This window comes from Mycobacterium scrofulaceum, from assembly GCF_002086735.1.
In the GTDB taxonomy this organism is placed as follows: domain Bacteria; phylum Actinomycetota; class Actinomycetes; order Mycobacteriales; family Mycobacteriaceae; genus Mycobacterium; species Mycobacterium scrofulaceum.
Genome location: NZ_MVIJ01000017.1, coordinates 92,402 through 104,758 on the forward strand (window position 1 = coordinate 92,402; position 12,357 = coordinate 104,758).

Below are 12,357 nucleotides of genomic sequence, written 5' to 3' on the forward strand. Positions count from 1 at the left end.
TTATTCATCCCGCCGAACGACGCTTCAACGGAACAATTTTGGTGCTGGCGCCTGCTGTTCCCCGGCCTACCTTCGGCGCCACCAGTTCGTCTTCGGTGATGTAGTCGGCGTAGGTCGATAGCGTCAGTACGAAACTGGAGTGTCCCAGCCACTTCGACACCTGCATGTAGTGCTCCCCGGCGCTCAGGTTCATGGTGGCGAACGTATGCCGCAAGTCGTGGAACCGTACGGATCCTAGGCCGAGTGCCGCGCAGGCGGGCTGAAGGTAGTTGTCGTACAGGTTGTCGGCCACCACTGGCTTAGCCCAGTCAAACGCCGAGCGGCTGCGCCGACCAGGAAATAGCGGCGCGTGCGGTATGTGATGCCTCTTGCCGTTGGTGTCGCGCAGCTTGCCGGCGAACGGGTGAACCTTAGTCAGGTGGTCGCGTAGCTCGTCGGTCAGCCACGGCGCGAGAGGCACTACTCGATCCGTTGAGGCGTCGCTTTTCGGCGTGCCTTCGACCCACTCAAGCGGAGCGGTTGCCTCTGAGCCCTCAGGCCTTGCCCGCTTCATGGTGCGGACAATCCGGATACTGCCGACCGTTCCGGGGATATCCGATAGCGACACATCGCCAACCTGCAGACCCTGGAGCTCTGCGGCCCGGACTCCGGTATGCGCCGCGAACAGCACGGCCAGCGCGTACACCGCGTTACCCTTCTCGCGAGCGATCCATTCATGCACCGCCGCTACCTGATTGGCGGTCAGCGGGTGATGTGCGAACGGCTGTGTACCTGTGGCGGTCCTGCGCTTAGTGGTTCGACGCGGGCCAGGAAGCACCGGGTTGGATGTCAAGGCACCGTCCCGTACGGCCACATCGAGTATCCGTCTAAGCGTTCCGACGATGTGCTTGACCGTCTTCGGGCTGCGGTGCACAACCGGGGCGGGGGAGGCGGGGCGGCTCGGATCGGCCTTCCCTCGCGTGACAAAGCTGCGCCGCTCATGCGGGGCGAAAAGTCTTGCCCGAAAGCTGTCGACATCTGCAGCGGTGATGGCCGCGACAGGCTTGCTACCGAACACCGGCGCGATGTGCGTGCGGTACAGCTTCTCGTAGCCTTCGATGGTCGTCGGCTCCATCTGCCCCACGAGGCTGTTCAGGTACTGCCGGGCATAGGTGCCCAGCGGCGTGTTCGCCTTCGCCTTGACGCTGCTGGGATCGATACCCTTCGCGCCGTCTAAGGCATCCTCCACCTTCCTCAGGCGTGCCTTCGCCTTACGCTCGGTGTCGAACGTCTCGGACGTCTGCCTTGTCTTGCCGGTCGGTGCCCCGAACTCATCGCGCACGGGCTCACGCCAGACCACCTGATAGCTGGTCGTCGGATTGCCGTACTTGTCGAGCTTGCCGGTCGTGCGCTTCCTCAGATACGCCATCACTCCACCTCTTCCTGGCCGTTGGTGGCCATCCCGTTGCATGTCGGCTCTGGCCGTGGTGCTCTCCCGATGACTTGATACGGGTCTACTTCGAGTAGAAGCAGAAGCGTGCGTCCGTTGTCGCAATCCACATCAGCCTGTCTGCCCGAGTCGAGTACGCGCAGTACGGTCCCCGTGGTGCCAACGGGCAACGGGTTAGGGTCATTCGGCATAGTGCCTGTGATCCGTACGCGGTCACCTGGTTGCACGGTCATCACGCCACACCCTCACGTTCGAGCACGCCGCGAACAGTGCTGTAACTCCATGTGTTGCTACGCGGGGCGGCAATGCCGGCAACATCGAGAGCCTTCGCGATGGCCTTGGTTCCCAAACCGCCACTGCGCAATTCGACGATCCGGTCAACGGTGCAGCGGTCGATAGTGGAAGGCTTGCCGAGCTGCTTTCCGGCCTGCCGGGCCTTGATGAGACCTTGCTTGGTGCGCTTCGAGATGAGCTCGCGTTCTTCCTCAGCGACTAGCAGCCTGGCGTGCGCGACCAGTTGAGACACTGTGTCGCTATCGGTTCCATCCAGGCCAACGATTCGCCAGCCTTCGGCTTTGGCGTCGGCCACAAGCTTCGCACCGTCTGCCATGCTGCGGCTGGAGCGGTCAAGAGTGTTGACTACCAACACGTTCGCGATACCGGCCTGGATAGCCGTCACAGCGGCAATGCGTCCGTACAACTTATCGGTCTTGCGACCGCTCATGACATCGACGTGCAGGCCGACCAGCTCGAAACCGTTGGCAGCGCAGAACTGCTCAACTTGATCCCGTTGCGCCTCAAGACCGTAACCGTTTTCGGCCTGCCGGTTGGTCGAAACGCGTAGGTAGCCTATTGCTCTCGGCGCTGGATAGCCGGCGTTTGCTGTGCTCATGTTCTCTCCGGGTGTCGGTTGTGGCGAATGACGAGCGTCACCCACCTCACCGAATACTTATAGCCGACCGCTCTACCTCGAAAGATGGCTCGAATTAGGGCCTGCGGTACTTCCTGTGACCCCGACCGCCGTCCTCTATCGCTCGCTGCTCGAACACGCCAGCTTGCCGGTTCGCTTCGTTCGCCAGGCGCATGGCGAACTCGCCGGTGATGTGCACCTCGCGTGGCTGCTGGCGCTTCTCGCGGTCGAATTCGCGCGACCTGCCCTGTCCTAGCGGCCCGCCATCCCAAGATGACTGGGGCTGCTCATCAGCTGGCCAATCGGCGCTAACGCTGCTACTGCCTTCCGGGCATGTCCGCGCGCGCAGTGTGTCCGGTTCGGGTGCGGGTTGGGTGTGCAGGGTCGGTGGTCGGCCTAAGGACGCAACGTCACTTTGGGTGAAAGATTCGGTGCTGTTGCCGGCTGAATCGCCGTAACCTAAAGCGTCATTAGGCCTTCCGCCAATGCTGTCCCATACCTGCTCGAAGGGCGATGGCTGTTCGCCCTGGGACAGTACAACTTCCGCTGGTGGCTTTAGGCCAGCGCGGTCCAAGCTGTTTTGGATGGCCTTCAGTTGCACATCGGGCGGCTTGGTGTCGTCAAAGGCGAACTCAATGAGCTTTCCCATCAGGCGGTTTGAAGCGTTCTCCACGCGGATGCGCGCAGCCTCCTTGACCCTCTTGGTCGCGCCACCATGGGTCCGGCATACCGTGCTACCGTAAATCGCAAACTTTCGGCACCGTTCGCCCCGGCTGTTCGTTGCCACACACCTCCTCTCCGGGTTATCAGCTAGGAGCGTGTCCTGCCGATTGGGCAGTTCGATGGCTTCAGAGTTTGATGCATCGGGTGGAATGACAGCCGGAAGGCAGTCGCTCTCACGGATTTCTTCGGCCTCTACGTCGATGATGTTGTTCTCGTCATGGTTCATCGCGCCAGTCCCTTCTTGGCAGATCGCGGTCGTGCATCTCTGGTCCGTTGGTGTTGCGGGTGCCGCATCCTGGCGCAAACCGCCGCCAGTGCCGCCAGGCAGCGCGTGCTCTGACTTGGGGTTTGCGGAGCTTGTGGATCTTGCGGATTGTCGGCAGAAGGCGAAGACGGGCCTCTGCGGCGGCTCAAACTTCATAAGTTAAAACTCAACTTTCGTGCTCTTGAGAATTGATTCATCATCGATGTGGTGCCCGTTGTTGGCGGCGGGTGCTTGTGCTTGGGTTTCGGCTTCAGGTTCCTTGACGTACCGAGACCAAGCATCCTCGAATGCGGCGAGGTAGTAGCCCCTGCTGTTGGCGTCGGTACTCCACCAGATGTTGGTGCTCTTGATTCCGTAGGGCTTCAGCAGTTGCGATAAGTCCCTAGAGCCAAGCGGAGTTCCGTCACGGCGGTAGCTTTTCCAGGGTGATTCATCAAGGCTCTCAAGCATTTTGAGGAGTTGCGGCGTCTTAAGAGCTGGTTTGGTGTTCTCTTTCATGAGGGATTCGCCCCTCTTAGAGAGGAAGATTCGGTGGAGGTCGGCCAGCAGTTGCACGCCGGTGCTGGTCGGCTCCCCCATGTCTCGCAGATCCGCAAGTGCCGCAAGTGCCGCATTGTCGCAGGTCAGAGGCCAGTGACCGCCCGCAAACGATGCGCACGCCAGCAATGCTTCCCAGCAGTCCGCCGCCCGGTCGGCAATCCCTTCCGGCATGTCCGGCCACGCGACTACGTATTGGTTTCCGTCCCAGAGTTTTTGCTTGACCTGCAGTGCCCATTGCGCAAGACGGGCGCCGAGAAGCGCGGCTTTGGGTTCGTCCTCCCGAATGCGCCAGGGCTTGACCGTCTCGCCAGAGGCGCGGCGCTTCATTGACACCACCACGGCGCGGCTCATGATGGTGTCCGGAAGATCGTCCAAGCCAGCAAGACCCACCGCGCCGTAGGCGGGGAAATCTACAACCTCCACATTGCTGCCCTGCACCACGCACCGAGAAGACGTTCCGCTTCTGCGGTGTCCGGCATTGATCACGCCACGAATGTCTTCATGATCTCCGGCTTTGGGGCCGAAGATGGTGTCTACCTCATCAACCAGCAGCGTGGGCCGGTTCTCGGGTTTGTCGCCGAGTTTGCGAATTAGTGCCGCTGCGCTCATGTTGAGGGCAATGAAGCCGCGCAATACGAGGTGCTCACTGACTTCCAGCGCGCGGGTTTTGCCGCTGCTGGGTTCTGGTGACTTGAAATAGATTCGTGGTGTGGAGTCCCACAGTTCCATGAAATGTGTGTGCGCGATCCACAGCGTGTGTGCGTGCCGCATGTGTTCGCTGGGATAGATCACGTAGCGGGATAGAAATTCATCGATTTCATCCAGCAGTTCCGCGCCGTCGATTTGCTTCTCAGTGTCGTGGGCGACATTGGCGTTTGCGTCCGGTAGATTCATGTCATCTTCCTTCTCGAGGCCGCCCGATGTCCGTCAACGCAATTGGGCGGTCTCGCTTTTTAATGGCTCAATCAGCCAGTCGGTCGCCGGTAAGCCACGCCTCAACATCGTTGTGGGCGTAGTAGATCCGACCGTTGATCTTGGTTCTCTTCAGCGGCTTGCTACCTACGTACGCAGCGCTAACCACTGAGTTTTCGGTGATGTGTTTCAAACCGCGTGCATGTGCGATGGCGACTACTTCGGCGCGGTCATAGAACTGTTGTGTTGGTGCTGGCATTTCTTCTCTCCGATGGTCTGCCGGTTGGGCCAAACGTTCGCCAACCTGCGGCAAATCTGACGTTAGCCGACGAACGTGGGCAAAGCAGCAGGTCGACGCCGGAACATGTTGGCAGTCAGCGTGATTCAGCAGCCATAGCGACCATAGCGGTCAATGCGGCAGTTCCAAGGACGGAAGATTGGTAGCTTCCTACAGGGACCGTTAGGGCATTTCCGGCCCTGTAATCGGGGGTTAGGGCAGTGCAGGGTCTGCTTTCACACAACCGCAACGTGGGTTGCCAAAGCGACCACGACCCCGCACCCCACCGGAATTCGCCGCTGAACCACAACGGCCCCCCAGCGCGGAATCGGCCTAATCACGACTGGAGTATCGACTTGACACCTGCTCGCTGCCTTCGGCTTGGGCGTTTGTGGCTTGTGTCGTGACCCTTACATTTATTATCGGTTGAGCAGCAGGGGAGGAAACGATGACCGAACAGGCGAAGCTTGGCACTCAAGCGATCGGCGCAGCTGGTGAGTTATTTGTGCAGTACCACCTGATAAAGCGTGGGATCGATAGTGCGCGACTCACTACTGACTCGGGGATCGATCTGGCGATGTACGTACCGGGAACCCGGGAGGCGCACACGATCCAGGTCAAGGCAACCAACAACAACTACGCGATGGGCCCCAAGGAGCCGCCACAGGTTTGGTGGCCATTCCCGGTGACCTGCAAAGCCCAATGGCTTGCGGTGGTCGATTTGCCGCGCGATTTGGTGTGGCTGCTGCCAATCGATGATGCGTTGCGCGAGGCGCGAGGCAAGGATTCGGCCGGCACCACAACCCTGATGTGGTACATCGGGGAGAAGCCAAAAGGGGCGACCAAAGTTCGGGCAGAGGCCGATTTCGATCAGTACCGTCTGAGCACCGTAGTCGATCGACTGCTCGGTGACCGAACACCGCAGTTGCCATGAGACAGGTTGCCGTGATCGAGATTTCAGGCGGAGAATTTCGGCAGGCAAACACCTAGACAGTCGCGCCGGGCTGCGCGTTAGACCACGCAAAACTCCTACTCGCGAACTCGTTTCGGCTTATGTGACGCCCTGGCATCGTCGGGTTCTACTTCGTATAAGACATAGCCGTGTTCGTAGTAGCTGCCCGGTTCCCGGTTCCAGCAGTGTGCTACCCGGTGACCGTCGCCGCCACCAACTGGGCAGGTGCAGACTCCGCGACCACCGGGTACACGGTCGCTATACCTACAGTCAGCAAATTGCTGCAAATGAGATATCCAAAGCCAGTGCGGTAGTACAGCATCACTGCGCGGGACCCAGTTGTCTTCAGCGTCCCAACGGTTTATTGCTTCTATGCGTGACGGGCCGAGGTGCCGCCCGTGAACGTGGTGAGTCTTGCAGTACTTGCACCAAAACTCCAGCTGGGAGCCATCTTTGGTACGCCAGGCGTGAACTACCGGATAGCGCTCAACCTGTCGATTCAGGTCATCAGCTAAAGCTTCGATTTGGTCGCGTTCTGCCACCGTATAGTCGACGCGCACCCCGGCGGCTTGGTTAGCCTCATGGATTCTTTCCCATGTTTCGTTAAGTTGATGCATTACGATTCCTTTCATTCGATCCAATTGCTCTCGTAGTGGCGTATTGCTATGGCATCACAGCGCCTCTACCAAAGCGTCAAGCGATTCCCGGCCCCAATAGGCTTTGCGCCCTACGATCTTCGGACGGGAAAGCTTGCCGGTGTAGTAGGCGTGGTACTTGACCGTTTCGACGGTGGCCGCAGTGAAGCCAAGAGAGTTTAGGTACCTGACGGCCTCTTGCAGATCGAGGTACTGAGTGAAGGACGCGGTTCGTGTCATGATCGTAATGTGCTCTCTGATAAAGCCTTCCGAAATCGGCTGCGGCACTCGGCCGCTGATGCCCATGATAGCCCACCCCAGCCCGCGCGTCCGGTCCGAAATTGGGTGATGCGCACTGAATCTCAGTGCGCTATAAGTGGTTTCAGCGGGCGGCGGCATGGACCGCGTAAGTTCCTGTACGGCGTGAGTCGGCACCTAGCGCAGGCGCGGCTGAGAGTCCTTTCAGTCCGGGCCGCGCTTGCGAGCCTGGTGTTACAGAACAACTTTGGAAAGGCTCGCACAAATGAGTGCTCTTACGACTCCCCGAATCAACCCCGATGTCTTGCAGTCGCTTTTGCATCTGTCGCCGTACGGCGCGGAAGGCGGTTACGCCACTGAAGGCGACGTGCTGGTCAATACCACCGCTGACGGCGTAGACCTAAATGTCATCTGGGACGAAGTCGCGGCAGTGGTGAGGGCTTGGAACGCCGAACGTAGTGCTCTGACACGCCTTCTGACGTTCAACACGACTAATACCGCCGACGCCATCCCGCAAAGCAGGTCCAGCGATAGCTTCGAGGAAGCATCCGAGTTCGGTGAGCCCGAGTCCATCCGTCCGCCAGCTGATTACGCGCTCATGGGCTACACGTTCAAGGACTATGACAAGGCGTCACGCTGGACGTGGAAGTACCTGAGGGACTCTACGGCCGAGCAGGTTCGCGCCGTTGCCAACTATGCGTTGGAAGCCGACAACAAGCTGACCACCGGCACCATCTTGCAGCGCCTGTTTGATCCCGCGCAGACCTCAAACGAATGGGGCCACACGGTTTACGGTCTCTATAACGGTGATTCGATGGTTCCGCCCGCGTATCTGGGCAAGGATTTCACCACAGGTCATCAGCACTACCTGGTATCTGGTAGCGACACTATCGACTCCGGAGACCTGGAAACCGCCATCCGTCAGGTCACCGAGCACGGCTACGGGACCGAACCCAACTCAAAGCTTTTGGCGTTGATGAACCCGGCCCAGGCCGAAGTGGTGGCATCGTTCAAAGCTGGGGTGCAGAACGCGCCGGACATCATCGCCAAACACGACTACATTCCCAGCGCTGGCGCTCCCGCCTACTTCTCACCCGACGAGATCGTCGGCCAGGTGGCACCGGAGTCGTACAACGGCCTCAAGGTGCAAGGCTCCTACGGCCCGGTATGGGTGATCCAATCCGATTTCATCGCTGAGGACTACTTCGCCGTGGTCGCAACCTACGGAGCCAACAGCCCTGACAACGCCATCGGCTTTCGCGAGCACGTGCAGACCCAGTATCGAGGTCTGCGAAACATTCCCGGCCGCGTTCCTGGCTACCCGATCCAGGATGCATTTTTCCAGCGCAGCTTTGGTGTGGGTGTGCGCCGTCGCGGCCAGGCTTGCGTGACGCAAATCAAGGCCAGCGGTAATTACACGGTCCCGGTGATCCCGAGATGACACCCTCAGATTGGTTGCAGGCCAACCTGTCCGCGGTGATCGTTGCCGTGGCGACGGCCAACGCTGTCCTAGCCGGCGTCGAGAACCGTACTGCTAGTACAACTGCGCTTCAGGAAGGTTCACAGGATGCCGGGAGTATCTGACTACAACCCCCGGCACGCGATGGACATGGACGCCCTTGACGCTGAGGCATCGGAATTTTCGTGGGGATCGGGCCTCGAGCCTAAGGAACTCAGAGGTGCTCCGCCGTCTGAAGGTGGCCGGTATCGCGGTACCGGTCCGCCGTGCGAGAAGCACATCAAGGTGTCCAACAGACCCCGTTAGAATTACTTGTCCGTTAGGGCCTCGGTTTCCCTTTATTTTCCAGCTGCTTTAGGTGGCGAAGCGAAATTTGGGTTCGCGGCCCAGGAATCTAGAATATCTATAACGAAGCGACGTAGTTCATCGTATTGGTGGATTAGCGCACTTTTAGTAAGATTAGCTTTATTTCTCAGGTTGCCGTGCGCGAGGTCGCTGCGCGTGCCGTAGGCTTTGTCAAAGTATTTCTTCGGTGCCAGGCCGTCATAGGTTCCAGGTAGGCGATCAGCAAGCTGAAGTCCATATCTACGGACAGAATTCATTTTGTTGTTCTGAAGAAGCTTTTTAACCTCTTCTTTCGTGTCTTCATCGAATTGCGCAAGGCCGTCAGCTATCGGCTTTAAAGCGTCAAGGAGCCCAGACAGATGAGCGTGTTCTTCTCGATACGGAATTAAGGCCTCGACAGCGGTGACTGTCAGAATGTATTTTGCCTCCGGATTCGGGTCACCCAATCCCGCATGGACCAAGTCCCAGGCAAGGCGTAGCTGCTCCGGCCACGGCGTACTATGCTGGTGCTGAGCCTTCGTGATCAGGTTCGGCAAATCGCCTAAGCCCGACAGGCCAACCGCTTCATACGCAAAGTAGACGAACCGTGGTTCGCGGGGGTGCACCGGAAAAACCAGCAATCCCACGCGGTCTCTATACGCGCGATCATCGTCACTTATGCCGACACTGTACCGAATATGTAGTGGTACATTGTCGAGTGGGTTCAAATTCTCTTCATCATCGTCACCGAAATCGCATGCTATCGCAAGCTGCGCAAATATCCAGGTAGCAATTTGACGCCATTTACGTCCCGCAATCAACGCTGTGTCAAAATCTGCGTAGGCGCTTCCCCATAAGGCAAGGCTAGTGCAATTTTTGATCGTCTTTGACCCTAAGGTGGATGTCAAGCAAACGTACTCTTGCGCATCGCTTAGGATGTACGTTCCGTCAGATACGTTAAAACGGCTGTTGCTTGTGATGTCGAAACGGTTGCGGAAGGCGTAGCTGCCCGCGGGCGCAGAATCCGCTAGTCCGACTGGAGATAAGACATACGCTTGGCCTTCGAACTGGGTGCCTCCCGTCACGGCACGAGATTCTATTCCGGCAGGCTTAGATGCGTAAGGGGCTCCTGGGCAGCATCGCCGGTTGCAGCCGTACCAGCTCTAGGGCTTCCAGTACGGCCGGGTCGTCGGGCTCGTACCCCCTTCAGCACGAATTGCCTCGCGCCTACTTCGTCCGTGTTCGGGTAGACGCAGGATGCAAAGTCGGCTCCATGTCTAACTGGCCCAGCCCAAGGCGGGGCACTGTGAAGTTGTCAAGGTGCGGAAAACGCGCACCCTCACACCGAACGGTGAAAGGTGGACCGCGTTCTCGCGCGTGCCTCCCGAAGGGCCGTGACTTCAACGCCGGACTGTTTGCGTTCCGCTTGGCCGTGCTGCTCTCGTGGGCCGACTCAATCGGTCGCGCGCCGTTTTCCTGCGCCCTAGTGCCGTCGTCAGCGGCACGCCGAAACCATTACCCATAAGTAGCTATCTGTCACATCAATGCCGCTTTCAGCCCTTTAGAAGCCGTTAACGATAAGCGCGTGCCGTTTGCTGGCGTTGGTAGCGGACCTGGCTACGAAAGCCGCAACCCTCCGGCCTGCGGTAACTACGGGGCATGGTGCGGGTGTGACAGCTGTGATCGTTGCCAGGGGACGGGGTGCTTCGTTCTGCCCCTTTCAGCGGCTTGCCTTGCCCGCGTCGGCTTCAGTCGACGTGAGTCACCTGACTGCTGACACGATGCTGACGCTGACTGCCGGGCCATGCCGGGAAGGCCGGTTGTCGGTACTGCGCGGCAAATGCCCTGACTTGGACATTTGCCTTGGTGCCCCCACTAGGACTCGAACCTAGGACCTGCGGATTAAAAGTCCGTAGCTCTACCAACTGAGCTATAGGGGCCGCGGAGATTCAGGATACTTGGACCCAAAAGACGGCTCGTTTGAGGATTGGGCCCGCGGTGACCTAAGCTGACGTGGCTCCCAACGAAACCACGTTGCGAGTACCCCGGAGTGATTCGGTTCTGGCCCCCATCGTCTAGTGGCCTAGGACGCCGCCCTTTCACGGCGGTAGCACGGGTTCGAATCCCGTTGGGGGTACGCGACGCGGTGACGCGGAGCAGCAGCAAGGCCCTGTGGCGCAGTTGGTTAGCGCGCCGCCCTGTCACGGCGGAGGTCGCGGGTTCGAGTCCCGTCAGGGTCGCCAAATCGGCGAGGCACACCATGCCTTCCGGCCAGGTAGCTCAGTCGGTACGAGCGTCCGCCTGAAAAGCGGAAGGTCGGCGGTTCGATCCCGCCCCTGGCCACCAAGTATCTGTGCATTTCAGCGCCCCTTTTCGCTCTGTCTACGAACTCGTCATCACCGATTCGGACTCGGCGATGGGGCCAATATGGGGCCAAAAACGAGGTGCCGTCGCTGCCAACTCTGTATCGGATCCGTCCCCCTCGACTCTCCGCTGTCTTCGAGCGGAGCCCTACGCGACATGCGCGTGGCCAGTGGCGATTGCACTAGCACCTGCGAGGCACAATTGCGTCGTGCCCGTTCGCTGGTCAGTCGTGGCTGCCGACGACTGGGCTGTCGCTGGCCTCGAGAGCCAGGGCCAGCATCCGCACGACTGGCTCAAACATCCGTCGAGAGAGCGTACCTGGCTGTTCAAACCCGCACGGCCAGAGCGCGATCGTTCCCTCGGGGAAGACACTGTGGAGAAGCTCGGAAGCGAGATGGCTCGGCTGGTCGGAGTGCCGGCGGCCACGGTCGAACTAGCCACTCGGGGCGGGGTGCGTGGCGCATTGGTTGAAGACGTGCGATTGCCAGAGTGGGAATTGCAGGCAGGGCAGGCGCTAATGCCAGAGGTGGTTATCGATTACGACCCGACTGATCCTGAAGCGCGCGGATACAATGTCGGCTCTATCAGGCAGGCACTCACACGGTTTGGATCACCGCCAGGCTCATCGATGCCTACGTCGTTTCGGGCTTTCGATGCGTTCGCAGGATATCTCCTGTTTGACGCGTTGATCGCGCATGGAGATCGCCACGACCGCAACTGGGCCGTCCTTGTGCCGCCGCCGGACGTATCCGAGCCCTCTTTCGACCACGCAGCTAGCCTCGGCTTTACGTTGAGCGACGAACTGCGCGCCGAGCACTTACGCGACGGAACAGTGATGAAATGGGCAGAACGTGGGCACGCGAGCCGATTTGAGCATCGCAAGGGCACGCGTTGGCAGACACTCGTGGACCTGGCAGGCGACGCCATCAGACTCTGTGGACCGAGCACCCGCGAGTACTGGCGTGAACGGATACTGTCGCTTGAACGGCGGACCGTTGAGGACCTATTTGCTTCTGCCCCAGGGATGACGGAGACTGCGCACCGTTTCACGGTCGAACTCGTCAAGATTAATCGAGAGAGGTTGCTCGATGTCCTCGCCTGAATTGCTGTTATCGCGGACGTCAATGGCCACGCGACGCTTCGCTGTCGCATGGCGGAACCGGCGGCGACGCTTAAATTACGCCGGTGGCCGTACTAGACCACGGTGCCAAAGGCTATCGATTCCAGTACCTAGTTGCGTCCAGCAGAGTGGTGTACGAGCCGGTGATGACCGGCGTGTCGTAGCCGGATGAATGAAGGTCATCGCGTG

10 protein-coding genes and 4 tRNA genes are annotated in these 12,357 nt (G+C 59.5%); 6 read left to right on the forward strand and 8 right to left on the reverse strand.

Features of this window, described 5'->3' with window-relative positions:
* Nucleotides 1-4: 4 nt before the first annotated feature.
* The 5 genes from BST44_RS13565 to BST44_RS13590 form a co-directional block, all read right to left on the reverse strand.
* The gene (locus BST44_RS13565) at nt 5-1,408 is read right to left on the reverse strand and encodes a tyrosine-type recombinase/integrase (protein ID WP_083177641.1); all 1,404 of its coding nucleotides are present in this window, start codon (nt 1,406-1,408) and stop codon (nt 5-7) included.
* Nucleotides 1,409-1,661: 253 nt separating this feature from the next.
* Nucleotides 1,662-2,321: a recombinase family protein gene (locus tag BST44_RS13575; protein ID WP_083177629.1), complete on the reverse strand. Its 660-nt coding sequence runs from the start codon at nt 2,319-2,321 to the stop codon at nt 1,662-1,664.
* A 94-nt stretch (nt 2,322-2,415) separates the two neighbouring features.
* A complete protein-coding gene (locus BST44_RS13580; RefSeq protein WP_083177630.1) occupies nt 2,416-3,288 on the reverse strand; it encodes a hypothetical protein in 873 nt (290 codons plus the stop codon).
* A gap of 198 nt (nt 3,289-3,486) precedes the next feature.
* Nucleotides 3,487-4,761 carry a DUF3631 domain-containing protein gene (locus tag BST44_RS13585; RefSeq protein WP_083177631.1) on the reverse strand — a complete coding sequence of 425 codons (1,275 nt, stop codon included), beginning with the start codon at nt 4,759-4,761 and terminating at the stop codon, nt 3,487-3,489.
* A gap of 67 nt (nt 4,762-4,828) precedes the next feature.
* Nucleotides 4,829-5,038, reverse strand: coding sequence for a hypothetical protein (locus tag BST44_RS13590; protein WP_083177632.1), 210 nt, complete (start codon nt 5,036-5,038; stop codon nt 4,829-4,831).
* 466 nt (nt 5,039-5,504) lie between these two features.
* Between BST44_RS13590 and BST44_RS13595 the strand changes: the two genes are divergently transcribed.
* On the forward strand, nt 5,505-5,990 hold the full coding sequence (locus BST44_RS13595; RefSeq protein ID WP_142274483.1) for a hypothetical protein: 486 nt from the start codon (nt 5,505-5,507) through the stop codon (nt 5,988-5,990).
* A gap of 689 nt (nt 5,991-6,679) precedes the next feature.
* Here the strand turns inward: BST44_RS13595 and BST44_RS13600 are convergent.
* Complete coding sequence (locus BST44_RS13600; RefSeq protein ID WP_244184808.1) at nt 6,680-6,949, reverse strand: DNA-binding protein; 270 nt, start codon at nt 6,947-6,949, stop codon at nt 6,680-6,682.
* Between the two features lie 217 nt (nt 6,950-7,166).
* Between BST44_RS13600 and BST44_RS13605 the strand changes: the two genes are divergently transcribed.
* The gene (locus tag BST44_RS13605) at nt 7,167-8,342 is read left to right on the forward strand and encodes a hypothetical protein (protein ID WP_083177634.1); all 1,176 of its coding nucleotides are present in this window, start codon (nt 7,167-7,169) and stop codon (nt 8,340-8,342) included.
* A 356-nt stretch (nt 8,343-8,698) separates the two neighbouring features.
* Here the strand turns inward: BST44_RS13605 and BST44_RS29570 are convergent, their stop codons facing one another.
* Together BST44_RS29570 and BST44_RS13610 are read right to left on the reverse strand one after the other, a co-directional pair.
* The gene (locus tag BST44_RS29570) at nt 8,699-9,769 is read right to left on the reverse strand and encodes a hypothetical protein (RefSeq protein WP_132160400.1); all 1,071 of its coding nucleotides are present in this window, start codon (nt 9,767-9,769) and stop codon (nt 8,699-8,701) included.
* Between the two features lie 779 nt (nt 9,770-10,548).
* Nucleotides 10,549-10,624 (reverse strand) — tRNA-Lys (locus BST44_RS13610).
* A 124-nt stretch (nt 10,625-10,748) separates the two neighbouring features.
* On the opposite strand from BST44_RS13610, the gene BST44_RS13615 reads away from it, so the two are divergent.
* From BST44_RS13615 to BST44_RS13630, 4 genes are all read left to right on the forward strand, one after another.
* Nucleotides 10,749-10,821, forward strand: a tRNA-Glu gene (locus BST44_RS13615).
* A gap of 29 nt (nt 10,822-10,850) precedes the next feature.
* Nucleotides 10,851-10,927: transfer RNA gene (locus tag BST44_RS13620), tRNA-Asp, on the forward strand.
* Nucleotides 10,928-10,953: 26 nt separating this feature from the next.
* Nucleotides 10,954-11,030 (forward strand) — tRNA-Phe (locus BST44_RS13625).
* A 247-nt stretch (nt 11,031-11,277) separates the two neighbouring features.
* Nucleotides 11,278-12,150 carry a HipA domain-containing protein gene (locus BST44_RS13630; RefSeq protein ID WP_224113137.1) on the forward strand — a complete coding sequence of 291 codons (873 nt, stop codon included), beginning with the start codon at nt 11,278-11,280 and terminating at the stop codon, nt 12,148-12,150.
* The last annotated feature ends 207 nt before the right edge of the window (nt 12,151-12,357 follow it).

What these genes read in the sequence shown, in the direction of transcription:
- BST44_RS13580 (WP_083177630.1), bottom strand. Translation starts at nt 3,288, where the DNA reads ATGAACCATGACGAGAACAACATCATCGACGTAGAGGCCGAAGAAATC.
- BST44_RS13605 (WP_083177634.1), top strand. Translation starts at nt 7,167, where the DNA reads ATGAGTGCTCTTACGACTCCCCGAATCAACCCCGATGTCTTGCAGTCG.
- BST44_RS13595 (WP_142274483.1), top strand. Translation starts at nt 5,505, where the DNA reads ATGACCGAACAGGCGAAGCTTGGCACTCAAGCGATCGGCGCAGCTGGT.
- BST44_RS13585 (WP_083177631.1), bottom strand. Translation starts at nt 4,761, where the DNA reads ATGAATCTACCGGACGCAAACGCCAATGTCGCCCACGACACTGAGAAG.
- BST44_RS13600 (WP_244184808.1), bottom strand. Translation starts at nt 6,949, where the DNA reads ATGGGCATCAGCGGCCGAGTGCCGCAGCCGATTTCGGAAGGCTTTATC.
- BST44_RS13565 (WP_083177641.1), bottom strand. Translation starts at nt 1,408, where the DNA reads ATGGCGTATCTGAGGAAGCGCACGACCGGCAAGCTCGACAAGTACGGC.
- BST44_RS13575 (WP_083177629.1), bottom strand. Translation starts at nt 2,321, where the DNA reads ATGAGCACAGCAAACGCCGGCTATCCAGCGCCGAGAGCAATAGGCTAC.
- BST44_RS13590 (WP_083177632.1), bottom strand. Translation starts at nt 5,038, where the DNA reads ATGCCAGCACCAACACAACAGTTCTATGACCGCGCCGAAGTAGTCGCC.